At 49.6% G+C, this 21,340-nt stretch carries 22 protein-coding genes; 4 read left to right on the top strand and 18 right to left on the bottom strand.

All coding sequences use genetic code 11. The annotated features are described in order from the left end of the window. Nucleotides 1–38: 38 nt before the first annotated feature. The 3 genes from pbpG to H8L47_RS25925 all read right to left on the bottom strand — a co-directional run bounded on the left by pbpG (nt 39) and on the right by H8L47_RS25925 (nt 2,399). Nucleotides 39–1,085: a D-alanyl-D-alanine endopeptidase gene (gene pbpG / locus H8L47_RS25935; protein WP_186956662.1), complete on the bottom strand. Its 1,047-nt coding sequence runs from the start codon at nt 1,083–1,085 to the stop codon at nt 39–41. Between the two features lie 182 nt (nt 1,086–1,267). Continuing rightward, nucleotides 1,268–1,963 (bottom strand): nitroreductase, encoded by a 696-nt coding sequence (locus H8L47_RS25930; RefSeq protein WP_186956661.1) that lies wholly within the window; start codon nt 1,961–1,963, stop codon nt 1,268–1,270. Nucleotides 1,964–1,967: 4 nt separating this feature from the next. Beyond that, the gene (locus H8L47_RS25925; RefSeq protein ID WP_186956659.1) at nt 1,968–2,399 is read right to left on the bottom strand and encodes an acyl-CoA thioesterase; all 432 of its coding nucleotides are present in this window, start codon (nt 2,397–2,399) and stop codon (nt 1,968–1,970) included. A 362-nt stretch (nt 2,400–2,761) separates the two neighbouring features. Here H8L47_RS25925 and H8L47_RS25920 point away from each other — a divergent pair, with 362 nt between their 5' ends. Beyond that, a complete protein-coding gene (locus tag H8L47_RS25920) occupies nt 2,762–3,319 on the top strand; it encodes a phasin family protein (protein WP_186956658.1) in 558 nt (185 codons plus the stop codon). A gap of 239 nt (nt 3,320–3,558) precedes the next feature. On the opposite strand, the gene H8L47_RS25915 is transcribed toward H8L47_RS25920, so the two are convergent. The 6 genes from H8L47_RS25915 to H8L47_RS25890 form a co-directional block, all read right to left on the bottom strand. Beyond that, nucleotides 3,559–4,284: an ABC transporter ATP-binding protein gene (locus H8L47_RS25915; protein ID WP_186956656.1), complete on the bottom strand. Its 726-nt coding sequence runs from the start codon at nt 4,282–4,284 to the stop codon at nt 3,559–3,561. Next, nucleotides 4,284–5,054 (bottom strand): ABC transporter ATP-binding protein, encoded by a 771-nt coding sequence (locus tag H8L47_RS25910; protein ID WP_186956654.1) that lies wholly within the window; start codon nt 5,052–5,054, stop codon nt 4,284–4,286. The genes H8L47_RS25915 and H8L47_RS25910 overlap by 1 nt, the downstream gene beginning before the upstream one ends. Nucleotides 5,055–5,065: 11 nt before the next feature. Continuing rightward, nucleotides 5,066–6,256 (bottom strand): ABC transporter permease subunit, encoded by a 1,191-nt coding sequence (locus H8L47_RS25905; protein WP_186956653.1) that lies wholly within the window; start codon nt 6,254–6,256, stop codon nt 5,066–5,068. Nucleotides 6,257–6,267: 11 nt separating this feature from the next. Then, on the bottom strand, nt 6,268–7,197 hold the full coding sequence (locus H8L47_RS25900; RefSeq protein WP_186956651.1) for a branched-chain amino acid ABC transporter permease: 930 nt from the start codon (nt 7,195–7,197) through the stop codon (nt 6,268–6,270). A 532-nt stretch (nt 7,198–7,729) separates the two neighbouring features. Continuing rightward, complete coding sequence (gene ispH / locus H8L47_RS25895; protein ID WP_186956649.1) at nt 7,730–8,668, bottom strand: 4-hydroxy-3-methylbut-2-enyl diphosphate reductase; 939 nt, start codon at nt 8,666–8,668, stop codon at nt 7,730–7,732. A gap of 9 nt (nt 8,669–8,677) precedes the next feature. Next, nucleotides 8,678–9,133, bottom strand: coding sequence for an FKBP-type peptidyl-prolyl cis-trans isomerase (locus H8L47_RS25890; protein ID WP_186956648.1), 456 nt, complete (start codon nt 9,131–9,133; stop codon nt 8,678–8,680). 96 nt (nt 9,134–9,229) lie between these two features. On the opposite strand from H8L47_RS25890, the gene radC reads away from it, so the two are divergent. The 3 genes from radC (at nt 9,230) to rpmG (ending at nt 10,572) form a co-directional block, all read left to right on the top strand. After that, complete coding sequence (radC, locus tag H8L47_RS25885) at nt 9,230–9,904, top strand: RadC family protein (protein ID WP_186956646.1); 675 nt, start codon at nt 9,230–9,232, stop codon at nt 9,902–9,904. Nucleotides 9,905–10,142: 238 nt separating this feature from the next. After that, on the top strand, nt 10,143–10,379 hold the full coding sequence (gene rpmB, locus H8L47_RS25880; RefSeq protein ID WP_110257749.1) for a 50S ribosomal protein L28: 237 nt from the start codon (nt 10,143–10,145) through the stop codon (nt 10,377–10,379). A gap of 25 nt (nt 10,380–10,404) precedes the next feature. Continuing rightward, a complete protein-coding gene (rpmG, locus tag H8L47_RS25875; protein ID WP_110257750.1) occupies nt 10,405–10,572 on the top strand; it encodes a 50S ribosomal protein L33 in 168 nt (55 codons plus the stop codon). A gap of 280 nt (nt 10,573–10,852) precedes the next feature. On the opposite strand, the gene H8L47_RS25870 is transcribed toward rpmG, so the two are convergent. The 9 genes from H8L47_RS25870 to H8L47_RS25830 form a co-directional block, all read right to left on the bottom strand. Beyond that, complete coding sequence (locus H8L47_RS25870; protein WP_186956644.1) at nt 10,853–12,055, bottom strand: DesA family fatty acid desaturase; 1,203 nt, start codon at nt 12,053–12,055, stop codon at nt 10,853–10,855. Between the two features lie 146 nt (nt 12,056–12,201). Beyond that, the gene (locus tag H8L47_RS25865; protein ID WP_186956642.1) at nt 12,202–13,500 is read right to left on the bottom strand and encodes a mechanosensitive ion channel family protein; all 1,299 of its coding nucleotides are present in this window, start codon (nt 13,498–13,500) and stop codon (nt 12,202–12,204) included. Between the two features lie 72 nt (nt 13,501–13,572). Further along, nucleotides 13,573–14,880 carry an RsmB/NOP family class I SAM-dependent RNA methyltransferase gene (locus H8L47_RS25860; protein ID WP_186956640.1) on the bottom strand — a complete coding sequence of 436 codons (1,308 nt, stop codon included), beginning with the start codon at nt 14,878–14,880 and terminating at the stop codon, nt 13,573–13,575. Between the two features lie 117 nt (nt 14,881–14,997). Further along, on the bottom strand, nt 14,998–15,603 hold the full coding sequence (purN, locus tag H8L47_RS25855) for a phosphoribosylglycinamide formyltransferase (RefSeq protein WP_186956634.1): 606 nt from the start codon (nt 15,601–15,603) through the stop codon (nt 14,998–15,000). Between the two features lie 89 nt (nt 15,604–15,692). After that, nucleotides 15,693–16,091, bottom strand: a complete 399-nt coding sequence (locus tag H8L47_RS25850; protein ID WP_186956673.1) for a barstar family protein — start codon at nt 16,089–16,091, stop codon at nt 15,693–15,695. A gap of 26 nt (nt 16,092–16,117) precedes the next feature. Then, nucleotides 16,118–16,492, bottom strand: a complete 375-nt coding sequence (locus H8L47_RS25845; protein WP_408057749.1) for a ribonuclease domain-containing protein — start codon at nt 16,490–16,492, stop codon at nt 16,118–16,120. 152 nt (nt 16,493–16,644) lie between these two features. Further along, a complete protein-coding gene (locus H8L47_RS25840; protein ID WP_186956630.1) occupies nt 16,645–17,847 on the bottom strand; it encodes a patatin-like phospholipase family protein in 1,203 nt (400 codons plus the stop codon). 277 nt (nt 17,848–18,124) lie between these two features. Next, the gene (locus H8L47_RS25835) at nt 18,125–18,883 is read right to left on the bottom strand and encodes a 3-hydroxyacyl-CoA dehydrogenase (RefSeq protein ID WP_186956628.1); all 759 of its coding nucleotides are present in this window, start codon (nt 18,881–18,883) and stop codon (nt 18,125–18,127) included. A 200-nt stretch (nt 18,884–19,083) separates the two neighbouring features. Continuing rightward, nucleotides 19,084–21,306 (bottom strand): sodium-translocating pyrophosphatase, encoded by a 2,223-nt coding sequence (locus tag H8L47_RS25830; RefSeq protein WP_186956626.1) that lies wholly within the window; start codon nt 21,304–21,306, stop codon nt 19,084–19,086. Between the last annotated feature and the right edge of the window lie 34 nt (nt 21,307–21,340).

The raw sequence follows: 21,340 nt of genomic DNA, 5'->3' as shown, positions 1-21,340 counted from the left end.
AGATCCAGCTTTATTGATTGGCTGCTACCTGCTTCTGATCAGACTCTCGGTTTGATCGTCTCCAGCCATTTTTTCATGCGATCAGCATCGGCCAGACGTGAATACTTGCCTTTGGAGTCAAGGAAGACCATGACAATATTGCGGCCTTCAATCATGGCTTGCATGACCAGGCACCTGCCCGCTTCCGCGATATAACCTGTCTTTTGCAAGCCAATTTCCCAGGCTGGATTAATGACCAGTTTGTTTGACGTGCCGTACTCCAATGGCTTGCCCCCAGGCGCAACAATGTATTTGGAGTCAGTCGAATACTGCCTTATCACCGGATGCTGATAGGCGGCGTTGACCAGCTTAACCAAATCACGCGCACTGGCGCGGTTTTGGCTGGAAAGGCCACTGGAATCAACATAATAAGTATCTGACATTCCTAATTGCTTGGCCTTGGTGTTCATGGCGGCGACAAATGCAGGCAAGCCACCAGGATAATTGCGGCCCAATGCCGAAGCGGCGCGGTTTTCCGAGCTCATCAGCGCGATGTGCAACATGTCCGAGCGCGATAGCTTCGCTCCTATTTTCAAGCGTGAACTGGTATTTTTTTCCTTGTCGATATCATCATTGGTGACTTCAATCTGCTCGTCCATATCTTGATGAGCCTCGACGACAACCAGGCTGGTCATCAGTTTGGTAATCGAAGCAATCGGCAGAGAAACGTCGGAATTTTTTTCAAACAAGACTTTGGAGCTGTCCTGATCGACCACGTAGGCAACATTTGACTTCAACTCGAGCGGGTCTTGTGTATTCTTCAGACCTACAGTGTCACCGATGCTGGGCCTGTCCGGCACTTCGCGGACCTGAGCCACACGCTCGGCAATCACTTTACGTTTGCCATTTACCAAGACAGTACGCTTGGCCAGCTTGCCAGATGCCGTTTTGATGACAATTTTCTTGGGGGATGCCACATGCGACTTACCATGGACAGTTTGCTTTTTCGGGCTATGCTTATTTGCGTGATTGGCAGCCAACACACTAGCCATGGGCAAGAGCGCGATGAATGAAAAAACCACTGCATGTCGGGCAAATTTCACCATTAAGGACTCCAGATTAAATATGCCAAAAAGATAGTGCAGTGTAGCAAAATTCGGAAATTCCGCAAGGAAAATAAGGAGTTACGGATGCTTATTCATTCAGCGCCTTAAATAAATTTGCAAATATTTGTTAAATTATCGACCAAATTTACGCATCTCACGCCTGCACATAGCAAGTAAATTATTTACTCATCCAAAAAATTGACGAAGTCTGCCAGAGCAGCACGCTCTGTAACGAGAGTATTTTCAACTTTGCTGTGATCAGCGTACCCAAGCGACATGCCGCAAACCAGCATTTCGTTTGCTGGAAGTTGCAAGTGATCTGCGATGATTTTGTGAAACTGGGTAAACGCTGCTTGTGGGCAAGTATCGAGACCGCGACCACGTGCAGCCACCATAATGCTTTGTAAAAACATGCCATAGTCCAGCCAGGAGCCTTGTTCCATTACCCTGTCTATGGTGAATATCAGACCAACTGGTGCATTAAAGAAAGCGTAATTGCGGCCATGCTGGGCATGCATGCCAGCCTTGTTTTCACGTCCCAAACCCAGTAAGGCATACAAGTCCCAGCCCACCTTCCGACGGCGTTCAAGATAAGGTGTCACCCATTTGACAGGATAATAGTTATATTCTTGCTCATACCCACCCTGCCCCTCGCTATTATGGGCTGCCAGGATGGCATGTGACAGCGCATGCAACTTCGCTCCGGTCAGCACGTAAACTTTCCATGGCTGGGTGTTACTGCCCGATGGGGAGCGAGCCGCTACTTCGAGTATTTTCTGGATATCTTCACGGGCAACCAGCTTTGGCAAAAATGCACGGATAGAGCGGCGAGAAGTGATGGCATCATCCACCATCTGTTGAGTTGTCGATGTCGTCATGTGCTTAAACCTCTATGGTTTGCAATAACTGGCGCATGGCCACAGGAATGGCTGTCGGGCGACGATTCTCTCTATCCACATAGACGTGAACGAAATGACCTTGCGCGGCTGCCTTGTCTTCTCCATTTTTAAAGATTCCAACTTCATAGCGCACGCTGGAATTACCCAGCTTGCTGACACTGACCCCCGCTTCGATCACATCGGGGAATGCAACCGATGCGAGGTAATTACACTGTGTTTCAATCACCAGGCCAATGACAGGGCTATTTTCTATATCCAGCACGCCATTGATAATCAGGAACTGATTCACAACGGTGTCAAACCAACTGTAATACACAACATTATTGACATGCCCGTAAGCATCGTTATCCATCCAGCGTGTGGTAATTGCATGAAAATGCTTAAAGTCTTTTCTTTGCTTTGCCGCTATTGCCATCTTTTACTAGCCCTATGCTTTATTAAGAAAATGAACTGCCCAAGAGCAAACCTCAACATGAAAGTCTAACATAGACGGCTCACTTCATTTTCTGGTCATAATTGCCATACATAATTGCCCAAGGAAAAGTGTTTTTATTCATTTCTATTTTCCTGTTTGCGTATTTGTAACAATTATTTTTGAAACGCAAAATTATTATATTGCGACGCACAAGTTTGTCTTGACATCACTTGACGATCTAATAGAATATGACTTATTGCACCGCACAAATTCATGGTTCATTAATTAAGTTTAGCGCTGCAACTTCTCACTTAGCATTCGCCAGGTTTCTTGTATTTCACTTTCCTTTCTAGGAGATTTCCATGTTTACTGCACCTGAACAACTTTCCGCCGCAACCAAAGCCAATTTCGATGCACAACTCGCCTTGTTCACAAGCTTGACAGGCAAGGCATTTGAAGGCGTCGAAAAATTCATCGAATTGAATTTGAATGCCGCCAAGTCTTCACTGGAAGAAAGCTCTGCCGCGACCAAGCAATTGCTGGCAGCTAAAGATCCGCAAGAATTTTTCAACTTGTCTGCAGCACAGGCACAGCCTACTGCTGAGAAGGTATTGGCTTACAGCCGTCACTTGTCCAATATTGCCTCTAGTACACAAGCTGAGTTTACTCATGCAGCAGAAGCGCAAATTGCCGAAACCAATCGCAAGATTTTGTCTTTGATCGATGAAGTGTCCAAAAATGCCCCCGCTGGTTCCGAGCAATTTGTGTCTTTCTTCAAAACATCGATAGACAATGCGAATGCCAGCTATGATCACATCAGCAAATCCACCAAGCAAGCTGTAGAGGCACTGGAAGCCAATCTGAACAATGCCGTTTCAACTGCGACCAAAGCTGCCACACCAAAAATCGCCAAGAAGTAAGTAGCCGCTGGTGCTTCAATAGCGCCTTTCATGCTTACATCAAAGTCAAATAAACAAGGCCCCTGTTTAAAAAACCGGGGCCTTGTTCCTAATTGATGTGCTGACCAGCGTCATCCTCATCGCAACGTGCGCCTTCCTAGTACAGTAGACAAAAAAATACCTGCAATTACTTGCAGGTATTTGAAATGCCCTGGCACACGGATGCCGTGCAAAGGGCTTACCTTACTTCGTAAATCAGATTAGCCTTCGCCCAGGTAAGCAGCCTGGACTTTAGGATCATTCAACATGTCTTTCGCATTGCCGCTCATGGTGATGGCACCAGAATCCATGACATAGCCACGATGAGCTGCTTGCAAAGCCAGTTTGGCGTTTTGCTCAACCAGCAGGACGGTGATGCCCTGGGCTGAAACATTACGCACTACTTCAAAAATCTTTTCTACCATGATAGGAGACAAGCCCATGGATGGTTCATCCAGCAACAGCAGATTGGGATGACTCATCAGTGCGCGTGCCATGGCCAGCATCTGTTGCTCACCACCAGACAATGTACCGGCCAATTGAGAAGCACGTTCTTTCAGTCGAGGGAAAACCGTAAACCATTTTTCAATATCGGCATTGATACCTGCTTTATCATTGCGGATATAGGCACCCATCATCAGGTTTTCCAAAATCGTCATGCGGGTAAAAACACCACGACCTTCGGGCACCATAGCCAGATGGTTTTTCACCATCTCAAAGGAATTGACATTACTGATGGAAGCCCCAAGATAAACGATCTCGCCTTCCACTTTGCAAGCTGGCAGCGTGCCAGTGATGGCTTTGAGTGTCGTCGTCTTGCCAGCACCATTGGCACCAATCAGGGTGATCAGTTCACCCTTGTTGACTTCCAGGTCTATACCCTTAACGGCCTTGATGCCGCCGTAAGCAACTTTCAGATTGCTTATCTTTAATACGTTCTCAGCCATTAGTGACCACCTCCCAAATACGCTTCGATAACTGCCGGATTTTTTTGTATGTCTGCAGGCAAGCCTTCTGCAATTGGTTTGCCATAGTCCAGAACAGTCATCCTGTCACATAAGCCCATCATCAACTTGACGTCATGCTCAATGAGCAAAATTGTCTTGCCTTCAGCCTTGATCTTGACCAGCAACTCACGCAAGGCAAGTTTCTCGGTCGCGTTCATACCGGCAGCAGGCTCATCAAGTGCCAGCAATTTTGGATCAGTTGCCAGTGCGCGGGCAATTTCCAGGCGGCGTTGATCACCGTAGGACAGGAACTTGGACGTGCGGCTGGCAAACTGGCCTATGCCGACGAAATCCAGCAGTTCTTGTGCACGCTTGCGGATATCCGCTTCTTCTTTCCGAGCAGCCGGATGACGGAAGACCGCACCAAACACGCCTTGATGAGTACGGATATGGCGGCCGACCATGACATTTTCCAGTGCAGTCATTTCACCAAATAAACGGATGTTCTGGAAAGTCCTGGCTATCCCAGCTTTGGCCACTTCATGCGGTGCTGATGGCGAGTATGGCTTGCCATCGAGTTCAAAAGTACCCGTATCAGGCTGGTACAAACCAGTAATGACATTGAAAAAAGTTGTTTTACCTGCGCCGTTCGGGCCTATCAGGCCATAAATCTGGCCTTTCTTGATATTGATACCGACATTTGACAGCGCCTGCAAGCCACCAAAACGCTTATTCGCACCTTCGATTTTTAAGATAGTCTGTTCAGTCATCTTGATCTTCCTTAAGCTGCCGCTTCGTTATTCTTGGCCATACGATCTTCATGCTTCGGTGCGGGCCACAAGCCAGCAGGGCGATTAAGCATGATGGCAACCATGGCGAAGCCGTACAACAACTGACGCAAAACTTCAGCTTCAATCCAGACTTTACCAAAAACCAGGTTTTGCACTGGTTCAACCACATGACGCAATACTTCCGGCAATGCAGCCAGCAATACGGCACCAAGAATAACGCCAGGAATATGGCCAATCCCCCCCAGAACCACCATCGCCAGAATAACGATCGACTCCATCAGGGAGAAAGATTCTGGAGAAACAAAGCCCTGGAAGCTGGCAAACATGGCTCCGGAAACACCACCAAAAGAAGCACCCATGGAGAACGCAAGCAGTTTGACGTTACGGGTATTGATGCCCATGGCCTTTGCTGCAATTTCATCTTCACGTATTGCCACCCAGGCACGGCCCAGACGGGAATCCTGCAAGCGCAGGGAGACGATCACAATCGCGATACACAGGAACAGGAACAGGAAGTAATAGGCGTTTACCGAAGGCATGCTCATGCCGAGGAAATGCACGGTCGCATTCGACCCTTCTTCACCACCCAGCGATACACCAAAGATGCGGATATGGTCAATCATGTTGATCCCTTGAGGACCATTTGTAAAATTGATCGGCGCATTCATGTTGTTCATGAAAATACGGATAATTTCACCAAAACCCAGGGTCACGATCGCCAGATAATCACCACGCAGTTTCAATGTTGGTGCACCCAGCAAGGCGCCAAACAACCCTGCCACCGCTGCGGCAAGTGGCACGATCACCCAAACGGACAAGTGAATGCCGTTCTTAGTAATTTCAGGGCCGCAAACAGCAACCAGGAATTCACCAATAACCGGGTAATTATTGACAAAGGATTCCAGAATCACCGCAAACTGTTGCGAGCCAAAAATCGCTGCCAGATAAGCACCAACTGCATAGAAAGCGATATACCCCAGATCCAGCAGACCGGCGAAACCGACTACAATATTCAAACCAAGCGCCAGCATGATATACAAGAGCGCGAAGTCGATAATCCTGACCCAGGAATTACCAAAGTTTGCCGCCACGAACGGGAACAAGACCATGACTACACCCAGCACAGCAAAACTGGCATAGGCTTTAGTCGGATTAGCTTTTACATCAAATATGGTTGACATTGATTTTCTCCTTACGCACGGTCAGCAACACGCTCACCCATGATGCCGGATGGACGCAAGGTCAGTACGATAATCAAAACGACGAAAGCAAAGATATCCTGGTAGTGACTACCTAACACACCACCAGTCAGGTCACCGATATAACCGGCACCCAGACTTTCAATCAGACCCAGCACGATACCACCTACCATCGCGCCATAAATATTACCGATACCACCCAGCACCGCCGCCGAGAATGCTTTCAGGCCAGGTACGAAGCCCATGGCAAACTGTGCAGATGAATAGTTGGCTGCCCACATCACACCAGCGATGGCAGCCAGTGCAGCGCCAATCGCAAAGGTAGCGACAATCACCTTGTTGGAATCCACCCCCATCAAACCGGCGACACGTGGATTTTCAGCGGTAGCACGCATAGCACGACCCATCTTGGTTTTTTCCACCAGCAAGACCAGGCCAACCATCGCCAGCGTCGCCAGTACCAGCAAAACAATCTGGGTTTGGGAAATCACGGCTCCACCGATTTGCACAGGGACGAAGGACATCACGGAAGGGAAAGAGATAGGACTACGGCCCCAGATCATCATGGCAAAAGTCTGTACCAGAATGGACACACCAATCGCCGTAATCAGGGGAGCCAGACGCGGTGCATTCCGTAATCGTCGGTAAGCGACGCGTTCTATCAATAGGTTCACTGCAATACAGACCGGGATGGCCCCCATAATTGCAATGATGAGTTTGATGATGCCTGGCAAATCAGGCGCTACGACTTGCAATACTTTGATGATACTCAGGCCCGCCATCGCACCAACCATCAGTACGTCGCCATGCGCAAAGTTAATCAGATTGAGTACACCATAGACCATGGTGTAACCAAGTGCGACCAGCGCATACATGCTGCCCAGCACCAGACCATTAATTATTTGTTGGATAAAGGTATCCATATTTTGCTTCTCACTTTAAGAACGAAACGAATTTCTGAAAAAACCAGGAGATGGACTGTTTGCCATCTTGCCACCAGGTAGTACCAGGTAACAACAGGCATGTTCCAGCAAAAATCATTCCTGATAAGGAAAGCGGCACCCAGACTGGGTGCCGCCGGAATTCGAACGCGCGCTAGCCAAACAGGCGCGTCATCAAAGTAGAAGCAGTAATGGCGTAATTGATACACATAGTAGAACTCTCCTCAGCAACTTTTGGTAAAAGTTTTTGTAATATATTTTGACTTAAAGGTTATCCCAGTAAAGTCGGCGGGATTATACATAGTTTGTCTCTTCTTCCAGTGGTAAAAAAGCCACCGCAAGCTACGTACTTTCCACAAGTGCCGAATACCAGAATACACGTTTTGCCAAATCCGGCAAATACCGAACTTGATTGTGCCGCAATCTTAAACACGTATTTGCAAAATAAAATATCGAAAACAACAGCCAAAACAAATTTTTAATCAAATTCACTTACTTAAGAGAGCAACAAACGTCAAATCTTCGCTGCAGCAAGCCCCTTGGGCATGGGAAAAGTCACTGCCTCCTCCACACCGTCCAGCACCCTGATACTGCGCGCGCCCAGTTGACGCAAACAGCTGATGACCTCCTGCACCAGCACTTCCGGCGCGGAGGCACCGGCGGTAACGCCGATACGCAGACTGTTTTCCAACCATTCAGGTTTGATCTGACTGGCATTGTCGACCATATAGGCGGTCACACCTTTTTTTTCTGCCACTTCGCGCAAGCGATTGGAATTCGAACTATTCGGACTACCAACCACCAAGACCAGATCCACTTGTGGCGCCATGAACTTCACGGCCTCCTGACGATTGGTGGTAGCGTAACAAATATCTCCCTTTTTTGGTTCACTAATTGAAGGAAAGCGCGCTTTTAAAGCATCTATAATTTCTGCAGTGTCGTCAACCGACAATGTCGTCTGCGATACATAGGCCAGCATGTCAGCGTTTTTCACTTGCAGGCTGGCGACATCAGCGACTGTTTCAACGAGGTACATGCCCTCTTCTGCCTGCCCCATCGTGCCCTCTACCTCAGGATGACCATGGTGGCCTATCATAATGATTTCCCGCCCTTCCTTGCGCATCTTCGCCACCTCGATATGTACCTTGGTGACTAGCGGACAGGTCGCATCAAAAATTGTCAGGCCGCGTGCTTCGGCATCCTGACGTACGCCTTGTGAAACGCCATGTGCAGAAAATATCAAGGTATTGCCAGGCGGGACATCTTCCAGTTCTTCAATAAAGATCGCCCCCTTGGTTTTCAAGTCATTGACGACATAGGCATTGTGCACAATTTCATGTCTGACATAAATCGGTGCGCCAAACTGTTGCAGGGCGCGCTCGACTATTTCAATGGCACGGTCAACACCGGCGCAAAATCCGCGCGGTTGGGCTAGTAAGATTTCTTTGTCCATAAGCTCTGATTAAAGAATTCCGATAATTTTTGTTTCAAACAGCACGGTTTGTCCGGCCAAAGGATGATTAAAATCAAACAAGGCTGCCTCCTCATCCAGTGCACGCAAGATGCCGGCAAACTTGCCACCAGCAGGGGCAGCAAATTCGACCAGGTCGCCAATCACATATTGCTCGCCAAAAGCTGAGTTTTCTTTTAGTGTAGCCAGCGACACTCTTTGTATCAAATCGGGGTTGCGCGGACCAAAGGCTTTTTCAGGTATCAGTTCCTGAGTGGTATGCGAACCCTCTTCCAAGCCTAGCAAAGAAGCCTCCAGTTCGGGAGCCAGTTGCCCGGTACCCAGTTGCAAAGTTGCAGGGCGCTCTTTAAAGGTACTGAGTATATCTTCACCATCCAGTGTTGCAAGGCGATAATGCAGGGTCAGGTAAGCGTTTGGTGTCACAGTTGGGATAGCATTGGCAGACATAATATGATGCAGAGAGAAGAAGGCTGAGAATTTGATATTGTAAGCCAGCTTTAACTTATTAAGAGGCAAGGACAGCATTCTATGGAGAAAACTTAGATGGCAATCAACGAATGGCCGGAAGACCAGCGCCCGCGAGAGCGACTAATTAAATACGGGGCAAGTGCGCTCTCGGATGCAGAATTGCTGGCAGTCTTCTTACGCACTGGTGTCACAGGTAAAAGCGCCGTCGATCTGGGACGCGACATGATCAGTCGCTTTGGCTCTCTTTCTGGCCTGTTTGCTGCCAGCCTTAAGGATTTTTCTTCCTTGCATGGCTTAGGATCAGCCAAATATGCACAATTACACGCAGTGCTGGAGCTGGCCAAACGGGCGATTTCAGAAGAATTACAGGAAAACGCTTCATTGTCCTCACCTCAGGCTGTCAAAAACTACCTGCAACTGATGATAGGAAATAAACCGCATGAATCTTTTGCTATTTTGTACCTGGATATCAAGAACCGCCTGATCAAGTCAGAGGAATTGTTCCGTGGCACTCTGAATCACGCCAGCGTTTACCCTCGTGAGGTCGTCAAGTCTGCCTTGCATCAAAATGCTGCTGCCATCGTCCTGGCCCACAACCACCCGTCTGGCTCATGCGAGCCTAGTCAGGCTGATATCAGTCTCACACAGACTCTTAAGCAGGCTCTGGCATTGGTCGATGTGCGCGTGCTGGACCATTTTATTGTCGCCAATCCGAATGTGTATTCCTTCGCCGAGCATGGACTGATTTGAGTATTTTTCATCTCCATCATGACATTTTTTCAGCACAGTCCACATTCATTGTGCAGACCTGGCTTTGTTTGAACCAGCGGTATTTACCAGTGTTTACCGCTGTAGAAAGCATTAAAATTGAATTGTTAAATTAATTTTTTATAAAAGACACACTTGTTTTTCGCAAGTCGTTGATATTTCATGAGATTTTGTTTATACTTGCGTTTTTCCAATTTCGGAATCGTCTAAGGAGTTAAACATGGCACGTGTCTGCCAAGTGACTGGGAAGGGGCCAATGGTTGGCAACAACGTTTCCCACGCTAACAACAAAACAAAACGCCGCTTTTTGCCTAATCTGCAAAATCGTCGCTTTTTCGTAGAATCAGAAAACCGTTGGGTTTCTCTGCGCTTGTCCAATGCTGGTCTGCGCGTCATCGACAAAATTGGCATCGATGCCGTTTTGACTGACATGCGTGCTCGCGGCGAAAAAGTTTAAGCTAAACTATTGTTAGGAAAATATCATGGCTAAATCTGGTCGCGACAAAATCAAGCTGGAATCGACTGCTGGTACAGGTCACTTCTATACAACCTCCAAAAACAAGCGCACTATGCCTGAAAAAATGGAGATCATGAAGTTCGATCCTAAAGCACGTAAGCACGTCATCTACAAAGAAACCAAAATCAAGTAATTCAGATTTAAGTTTTGTAGAAATAAAAAACCCTGCCTTGCAGGGTTTTTTTGTTTCCACTGACCTCTCATGCAAGCCCTTGAATTCTATACCCTGGTATGCGAATCAATTGCACACATTTAGCCTGATCAAGTTCGCGCAGTAAAGCATACGTCAAACTGCGTAGGATCCGGCACCCACTTGACGCACCAGGTGACTATGGCTACAAAGCGCAATCGAAAACTATGCGCCGCAAAAAAAAACGGCGCATCAGCGCCGTTTTTGAGGAAGCGAATAAGCTTTAAGCGTAAGTACGCAGCCTGAGCGAAAACTCTCGCAGAGTTTGGATGCCTGATGCTTCAGCGCGCACACACCAGTCCTGCAATTGCTGAACCAGTTGTTCACGGCTGACGGTAGAACGCTCCCAGATCAGGCCCAGTTCCACACGCATGTCATGCATGGTCTTCAGGGCGCGGCTATGGGCCAGGACTTCTGATAACTGCTGCTGTTGCGGCGCTTCCAGCTTGTTCGGCTCACGTTGCAACAGCTTCTTGGTGGTCTTCAGCATGTGTGCTTCAAACATGGCTTTTTCACGCAGATTGGCAACCTCGTCGCGCCATGTGCGGCGCAGGGACTTGGCATATTTGGCCATAACGTCATAACGATTGGTGATGACAGCCTGCAGGGTTTCCAGATCGACGGCAGCCTTGATTTCCTTGAATTTGGGTTCTGGTGCCACTTTCTTGACCTTGGCCAAACCGACAATTTCCATACTGCGTATGTACAGCCAGCCTATATCAAACTCATACCATTTGGAGGAAAGCTTGGCCGAAGTACCGAAGGTATGGTGGTTGTTATGCAGCTCTTCGCCACCAATCAAGATACCAATCGGCAAAATATTGCGTGAAGCATCGGTACAGTCATAATTGCGATAACCCCAGTAGTGACCTATGCCATTGATAATGCCAGCAGCAGTAATAGGTATCCACGCCATTTGCACTGCCCAGACGGTAGCGCCAATCACGCCGAACAACATCAGGTCGATTATCAGCATCAGCGCCACGCCCTGCCAGCTAAAGCGGGTATAGACATTGCGCTCCATCCAGTCGTCAGGGGTACCATGGCCATATTTTTCCATGGTTTCCATGTTTTTGCATTCTGCACGGTACAGCTCGGCGCCTTCGAACAAGACTTTTTTGATACCGCGTGTCACCGGGCTATGCGGATCTTCTTCAGTTTCACATTTAGCATGGTGTTTGCGATGTATCGCCGCCCATTCCTTAGTCACCTGGCCTGTCGTCAGCCACAGCCAGAAACGGAAAAAATGACTGGGGATTGCATGCAACTCCAGGGCGCGATGTGCCTGACAGCGATGCAGGAAGATGGTCACACTGGCAATCGTGATATGTGTCACGACCATAGTGAAGATGAAGACCTGCCAGCCAGTGGCGCGGGTCAGGCCATTGGACAGAAAATCAACTACGGTATCGATAAAAGTGCTCAAAATGACATGTACTCCATTGTTATTGACGACATCTCGGTTGATTTCGCAAAACCGATATCAACTATAATCAGTATAGACATGGGACGGCATTGTACGCCGTTTTAGAATGTTTCCACCAATTTTAAAACTAAAATTATTGCCTGGCTTCAAGTTTCTTTGACTGGACTGTTAATTAAGGTCACAACCCTGTGCGCATAGGGTAAATTCACCTGTTGCTCCTGCAAAACCTGCCACAGAGCAAGATTAACGGCAGACATCACACTGGAGCGCCCGTTTTCCGGGTCGGCAATCCAGAAGCCTACCCGCAGATCAAATCCATCAGTTCCAAATTTCATCAAGTAAGCTGCGGGTGCCGGGTCTGCACAAACGCGATCTACCGTAGCTGCAGCTTCTCCCAGCAGAGGCAATATCATACTCAAATCAGCTTCATAGCCCACAGTCAAATCTGTCCACATTGCGACAGTTCGGTCGCTCAGTGAGTAATTCTGCACAGGGGTGGACACCAGCATTTCATTCGGGATGACCGCTTCGCCACCGTCCTGTCCCTGCAAAACCGTGTAGCGGGTATTGATTTGCGTTACCCGTCCACTGAATTTATCGACCGTAATCATGTCACCTATGGACATGCTGCGATCCAGCAGGATGATAAAACCCGACACATAGCTGCTGGTGATTTTTTGCAGACCAAAACCCAGGCCTACACCAAGAGCACCACCAAACACAGACAACACAGTCAAGTCCAGGCCTACCAGGGTCAGGCTGATAAGGATAGCCAGCAAAATCAGCACAGCCCTGCCGACACGAGACAATACCACTTTCAAAGAAGTATGTGCATTTGGCAAAAGCATCAGGCGGCTTTCCAGTGCCGCACTGGCCCACATAGCCACCACCAGAGTGATGACAACAGAAGCCACGGCCTGGAGTATGGTCAGTATGGATACTTTGTTTTTACCTATCGGCAAAACAACCTCATCCAGCGCAGTAAGCAATTCTTGCCCCAGACCTGTGAAATGCAAGACCACACCCATCCACACCAGACCGGCGAACAGTTTTTCAAATACAGCGAGGAAACTACCTATGGAGCCGTCGCGGGCGAAGGTCTGGCGAACGACATAAAAACCAAAGCGGATTAACGCCAGTGAACCGATAATCGGAAATAGCAAGGACAGCAAATGCGTATGCTGCCATTTACCTAAAATCATTTTTGCAATCAGAATAAAAATCAGGGACAGCGCGGGCGAGAGCACGCGGGTAAAACTTTCCACACCCAGCCTGACGACACCGGAATCAGTATCACTGGTGCTGACACTGCGCCTGAGCGCACGCGACAAGACCCATGCCAGGCTGAAACACAAGGCAACAGCCCCTATTTGCCAGTAAAAATCCGGCTGGCCTAAATCCTTCGATAAGTCAGACAATAAACTGGCAAGTAAGGGCGTACTCATAGGGGGTACTTATAGTGCGTACTCGAGGATAATGAAATGGAAGAACGTATTCAGCTTGGATCAGCGCCTGAATTAATCTTCTTCTGCTTCTGCAGCAACTTCTTCTGGAACAACTTTGGCTGGTGCTTTTTTGCGTTCCAATATCGCTGCAAAGAAACCATCAGTCTGATGCAGATGTGGATAAAGCTTCAGATAGTCACCCATTTCCAGATCCACTTTTTGCTCAGCCAACACCTGTGAAGCAGGCAACAGTATGTAGTCTGCATGTTCAGCCAGGAATGCCTGGACTATGCCTTCATTTTCTTCATCGAGAATACTGCAGGTCGCATACACCAGACGGCCACCTGGCTTCACCATACGTGCGGCACTGGCCAGGATGGATGCCTGCTTGACGTTTAACTCTGCCACGCCAGCCGGTGTCTGGCGCCATTTGACATCAGGATTACGGCGCAAGGTGCCCAGGCCGCTACAAGGTGCATCCACCAGCACGCGGTCAAGCTTGCCCGCCAGGCGTTTGATCTTGGCATCTTTTTCATGCGCAATAACAACCGGATGCACATTCGACAAACCACTGCGCGCCATGCGCGGCTTGAGTTTTGCCAGGCGTTTTTCAGAAATATCAAAAGCGTACAAACGGCCAGTGTTGCGCATCAACGCACCCAGTGCCAAAGTCTTGCCACCTGCACCGGCGCAGAAATCCGCTACCATTTCACCGCGCTTGGCACCCACCAGTTGCGCCAGCAACTGGCTGCCCTCATCCTGCACTTCTATCGTGCCATCCTTGAACAAAGGCAGATTCTGGATGGATGGTTTTTTGCGTACGCGCAAACCAGTGCTTGAATATGGCGTAGGCTCGGCAATAATCGGTGCCTGCGCCAGTGTCGTGATGACCGTATCGCGATCACCTTTGATGGTGTTGACGCGCAAATCCAGTGGTGCCGGCGTGTTCAGTGACATGGCCAGCGCCAGTGCATCGTCTTCACCAAAACGTTCCACCAACTTGGTCCACAACCATTCTGGCAGATTGGCCTTCATCATCAAAGGCAAGTGGGTGCGGTCAATTTCCATGACGCGTTGCAGCCAGGCGGTTTCATCTTCTGTCAAACCGCCGAGAGAATCCACGCCAACAGCATCCGCCAGACCCAACAAACTCAGGCGGCGCATAGGCGAACCTATGCCGGACTCAGAAAAATTGGTATACACCGATTTATTGCGCAGCAAGCCATAGACAGCCTCCGCAACTACACCACGTTCACGTGAACCCAGACGTGGGTGATCACGAAAATAACGCGACAAAGTGCCATCTGCCGGGCCGGTAAAACGCAAAATCTCACGTAATACTTCTTCGGTATTGACGAGTATGGCTGGAGGTAATCTCATGCTGCTTCCTTCTAATATGCTGATGTGGCCCGGACGGGCCTTGTTACTCTGTTTTACTATGTAGTACTGACACAAAACCGCCCAAGCGAGTTCGCTAATGCTGACTAAATAACTCTATTAATTACTGATATGGACACGGTTGCCATCTATACGCAATTTGCCTTCGACGAATTGCAATACGGCACGTGGATAAATCTGATGCTCTTGCTCAAGTACGCGGTGAGACAAAGTGTCTTCGGTATCATCATCCAATACTGGCACAACTGCCTGCGCGACGATGGGGCCATGATCCAGCTCTGCAGTGACAAAATGCACTGTCACGCCATGGACTTTGACGCCCGCATCAATTGCCTGCTGATGCGTTGCCAAACCGACAAAGCTGGGTAACAGGGATGGATGAATATTCAGCATCCTGCCCGCATAGTGTTCGACAAAACCTGCTGTCAGTATGCGCATGAAACCAGCTAAAACGACCAGATCAGGGGTAAATTCATCAATCTTTGCCTGCAAGGCAGCATCAAATGCCTCACGCGTGACAAATTGCTTGCTGACTACGATGGCCGTTGGAATACCACGACTGGCGGCATATTCCAGGCCGCCTGCATCGGCCCGGTTACTGATGACAGCCGCGATTTGCGCAGGCCATTGCTGCTTTGCAGCAGCTTCAACGATGGCTTGCATATTGCTGCCACGACCAGAAATGAGGATAACAATCTTTTTCATGGCGGCATTGTACCGCTGACAGGGGTCTAGCCCCAAATAAAAATGCCGGTAATTACTTACCGGCACGTATTATACAGGCTATTAAAATACTATTCGAAAGAGTAAAACACACGAAAAGCGACTTTTCTCTCTGCCCAGAAATCTGCGGCATCCCTAAAAACGTCCAGCAAATTTTCGCGCGCTTCCTTGTCAAATTTTTGCGTATTTGGCAATTGCTCAATCACAATAAGAAAGCCAGGCTGCGGGCCTGCTTTATAAATCATATCAGTCAGGCAATCTGACAATGCATCCAGATTACGGCACATAGGCCTGGGAAAACCGAAAGACAAGGCAATTTTGCCCAGCACTTGCTGTTTGGTGGCCGCTTCCAGGCAATAGGCATACAAAAAATGCTGACCCAGCCGGGACGCTTCTGCTTGCAGATCCGGCACACGGAAAGCACGGATGGATTGCACCACGTTAGGCGCTACCGTTGCCAACAATTCCATTTCTCCCTCAATTGCTGAGATCATATTTACTCTTTAATTCTGCGAAAACTCTCGTAATGGTCTTCGGTGTAATAGTATTCACCCGATGTCTGCGGGTCTGCTCCGGCAATGATGCGGCGCATGCCCCGATTACGGGCGCGCGGTGTTTTTACGGTGTATTCATGATAGTAACCGCGCTTTTTCTTTGGCAACCTGGACTCATAATTGCCGAACACCACACCATCCTTTTCATAAGGAAATGGCCCGCCTTGCTTAATCAACTTCAAGGTGGTTTGTGCTTCTTTAGGCAATTCGGCAACAGCAATCTGGCCCAGACCTTTAGTGTCTTTAGCAAAACTGCTTACAGCCAGAAAAGCAAGCGCCAGGAATACCAGCCATTTCTTGAAAAATGTTGGATTTATCATTATTTTGTCTATCAGCCCACGCTAAAACACGGCATAGATTAACGGTTTGTCGATGATGAATCAACCATTGTTGCAGATGTTACAATGTATATACACATGCTCGTTTCACGTTTCAGGCAAGGACTCCTGCAGCCGCTATTGCCTGGCAATCAGGCAGTTCGTATTGAGCAATCAACACCGAAGAAACGCAAGACATCGTCCATTCTGGCACGGGTATCGCGCCGCCCGAGAGCAATCAACTCCTTGGTATAGGTGGATTCAAACAAAAGATAGGAGGCCAGTGCTGAACCGCGTGCTTCGGTAGCTCCAATACCACCCAGCATTGTACGTACAGGCAGAGGCAGACTATTTGTATGACGGCTGGCGATTTCATCCAGCCTTTCAGAAGGCGCGATGACCAACAAATCCACTGGCCGCAAAGGAGTTTTTTCCAGCAGTTCTGGTGGCAACATGGACAGGGTCTTGTTGATGCGCATCAGTCTCTCAATATCCACTGCAAGACTATCGAGGAAGATACTGGACAAGGCATGGCCGGCAATTTGCGCCAGGCTGGGATAACGTGCAGTTTCAGTATTAATACTCGGCGGCTCAGTCAGACGACCCGCACCAACAATCAATACCTTTTGCGCCCCCAAGTGGATGGCCGGTGATATGGGCGCAAGCTGCCGCATGGACCCATCGCCGCAATATTCCATACGCCCGCCCCAGTTCAGCGGCACGGCGGGGAAGATAAAGGGAATGGCAGAGGACGCCAGCAAATGCTGGACACCGATAAAATCGCGCTGCGCCAGGCGCTGACTCCTGACCCAGGGCTCGACATCAGCCAGAGTCTGGTAAAAGGTCAGATGCTGACCAGCAGTGTAGGAAGATGCAGTGACCGCCAGTGCATGCAGGCTGCCATTGCTGAATGCAGCATCCAGGCTACCCAAGTCCAGCATACGGGTCAACAGCGCTTCGAGCGGGGAGTTATCGAGTAGTGAATTCGGCGGTGCTTTGCGCCACTTGTTCAACAGCCAGCCAAATGACCACAGTGTCAGCCAGCGCGCCCCGGTACGCATGACACCGAGCGAATCTGCCCGGTACACTTGCGCCGCCTCAAAGTTTTCCCATATGTGCAGCATGCGCCCGACTGCGTCAGCAAAATGATCAGCCCCACAGGCCAGCGAAGTGGCATTGATGGCCCCCGCCGAAGTACCGCAGATAATACCAAAAGGATTGCTGGCAGGATGCCAGCCAGACTCAACAAGGATAGCCGAGATTTCGTGAAGCACCCCAACCTGATAGGCCGCACGCGCCCCACCACCCGTCAAGATCAATCCTGTTCCAGCGTTATTACTCGTTTGTGTAGGCATAAAAAAAGGGCAAATCCAGATTTGCCCTAGTGTAGTAGCCCCCTAGCAATTTGTCATGCTGCACGGCACAGTGAAAAGTCCAGACTCGACAAATACAACAGCCATACTTAAACATACTGAATCGTAGTAGCTTTGTCTTCTCTACACACGACTGTCGCATGAAGCGTTGAGAAAGCGTAGCGAGCGACGCAAGTTTGAGTTAAGAAGCGCAACCGTACTTTAGTACGGTGAGCATCGCAGGCTCAAAATTGCGTCGCGCAGTAGCTTTATCAACGTTTCACTTGGGTTGCATGCGTATGGCTCCATCTAAACGGATGGTTTCACCATTCAACATCACATTTTCAATAATCGCCTTGGCCAGATTCGCATACTCACCCGGTTTACCGAGACGCGGAGGAAACGGAACCATTTTGCCCAAAGCATCCTGTACTTCTTGCGGCATGCCCAGCAACATCGGGGTTTCAAAGATGCCTGGAGCAATCGTCATGACGCGAATGCCGCTACGTGACAAATCACGTGCCATAGGCAGGGTCAAACCAACTACCGCTGCTTTGGAAGAAGCATAGGCAGCCTGGCCAATCTGGCCGTCATAGGCAGCAACAGATGCTGTGTTGATGATGACACCGCGCTCACCATGTTCAGCAGCTTCGGTCTTGCCCATCGCATCTGCTGCCAGACGGCACATATTGAAAGTGCCAATCAGGTTGATGTTGACCACGCGCTGGAATACGTCCAATGGATGCGGGCCGTCCTTGCCTACCGTCTTGATCGCCGGTGCAACACCGGCGCAATTCACCAGACCACGCAACGTACCCAGAGTAGCAGCGGCTTCAACGACAGCCTTGCCATCGGCCTCGGAAGTCACATCGCATTTGACAAACTTGCCACCCAACTCAGCCGCCAGTGCCTCACCGGCGTCTACCTGTACATCGGCCAGCACCACCTTGCCGCCGTTGGCAACGATCATTCTTGCAGTCGCCGCACCCAGGCCGGAAGCACCACCAGTAATAATAAATACATGATTTTGAATTTGCATGTTTGTCTCTCCAAGTTTAAAGATGAATCGGTCGTCAACACTAAATGCAGTTAGCGAATCACCGCTCAATGTCGGTTACGTTTACGTTAACGTCACATAACCCTATTGTAGCGAACAATTGTACAAAGCCAAAAGTAAAAAAAGTGGCAGCAATAATTGCCACCACTTTTCAAACCAGAGACCAAACCCTGCAAAAGCTATTACTTGCTGGCAGGTGTGGCTTCTTGCATTCCCGGTAACCCAGGCACTACCACAGGAGCAGATACTGAAGCGGACGCCGGTGCAGGTACCAACACCGGTACTGACGCTGATGCAGATGCCGCTGGTGTTGCCGATTGCACTACCGGCATCGTTGGCGTGACATGCTTGGCTGCTTCATTCGTGCCAACCGCAGGCAAGATAGGCACCAGCAGCAAGGCGACAATATTGATGATCTTAATCAGGGGATTAATAGCTGGGCCAGCCGTATCCTTGTAAGGATCACCAACAGTATCCCCGGTCACGGCAGCTTTGTGCGCTTCTGACCCCTTGCCACCGAAATGACCATCTTCTATATATTTCTTGGCATTGTCCCAGGCACCACCACCGGTAGTCATGGAGATAGCGACAAACAAACCAGTCACGATAGTGCCCATCAACAAGCCACCCAACGCAGCTGGCCCCAGCAACATGCCCACCAGAATAGGCACGATGACAGGCAACAGCGACGGAATGATCATTTCCTTGATGGCAGATGTCGTCAGCATGTCAACAGCCTTGTCATACTCAGGCTTGCCTGTGCCATCCATGATGCCCTTGATTTCCTTGAACTGGCGACGTACTTCCACCACCACGGCACCGGCAGCACGACCCACGGCCTCCATAGCCATGGCACCAAACAAGTAAGGAATCAGGCCACCGATAAACAGGCCGACGATAACTTGTGGATTCGACAAATCAAACGAAGTGCTCTTGCCGACAGAATCCAGCGCATGGGTGTAATCAGCAAACAACACCAGCGCAGCCAGACCGGCAGAGCCTATCGCATAGCCCTTGGTCACAGCCTTGGTTGTATTACCGACTGCATCCAGTGGATCAGTAATCGCACGCACTGAAGCAGGCATTTCTGACATTTCAGCAATCCCACCAGCATTGTCAGTGATAGGGCCATAGGCATCGAGCGCCACAATGATGCCCGCCATCGACAACATGGAAGTTGCAGCAATCGCGATGCCGTACAAACCGGCGAGTTGATAAGAAACGAGGATGGATGCACACACCGCAAGCACTGGCCAGGCAGTCGACTTCATCGACACGCCCAAACCGGCAATGATATTGGTACCGTGACCTGTGGTCGATGCCTGGGCCACGTGCTGTACCGGCTTGAAGTCTGTGCCTGTGTAATATTCAGTGATATACACCATCAGGCCGGTGAGGACGATACCCACCAGTGATGAGCCCATCATCTTCATGCGCATGGCTTCATCAGGCCAGACTTGCCAAGTGACGATGGCAAAACCGACCAGCGACAAGCCGGCTGCCCACCACAAACCTGTGTACAGGGCTGACATGATTTTCTTGCCCGGCTTGGCTTTCACCATGGAACAGCCGACGATGGAAGCCAGGATGGAAACAGCTCCCAGCAATAGGGGATAGACAATCGCGGCAGTGACATCACTGGTAATCACCAGCGCCCCCAGCAACATGGTAGCAATCAGGGTCACTACATAGGTTTCAAACAAATCCGCAGCCATACCGGCGCAGTCACCGACATTGTCACCAACATTGTCGGCAATCACGGCGGGGTTACGCGGATCATCTTCAGGAATACCGGCTTCCACCTTGCCAACCAGATCGGCACCAACGTCAGCGCCCTTGGTAAAGATGCCACCACCAAGACGGGCGAAGATGGAAATCAGCGAAGCGCCAAAGGCCAGGCCGATGAGGGGCTTGATCACGTCATGCTGTGTCAGCGTACCTCCAGCAGCATTGCATACCAATACCCAATAGAAGATAGTTACGCCCAGCAAACCAAGTCCGACCACCAGCATACCTGTGATGGCACCGCCACGGAAAGCCACGTCCAGCGCTTCATTCATGCCCTTGGTTGCAGCTTGCGCAGTTCTGACATTTGCTCTGACTGACACATTCATGCCGATGAAACCGCAGGCACCCGAGAGAACTGCACCGATCAGAAAACCGATGGCAGTGATCAAACCCAGGCCAGGGATTATAGCTACGACGATGAACAGCACCGCGCCAACGATGGCGATGGTGCGGTACTGTCGCGCCAGATAAGCGGCAGCGCCTTGCTGAATGGCGGTGGCAATTTCCTGCATACGCGCGTTACCGGCATCCTGTCTTAAGATCCAGCTACGCGAAATCAAACCATATAGTACGGCGATGACGCCACATGCGATGACAAACCAAAGACTTGCTGTCATGTTGACTCCTCCAATGTTATAGGCATGTCGGCCT

Source organism: Undibacterium umbellatum, assembly GCF_014284125.1.
GTDB classification, from domain to species: domain Bacteria; phylum Pseudomonadota; class Gammaproteobacteria; order Burkholderiales; family Burkholderiaceae_D; genus Undibacterium; species Undibacterium umbellatum.
The sequence above is the reverse complement of the archived record's forward strand: the minus strand, read 5'-3'. Positions and strand labels throughout refer to the sequence as shown.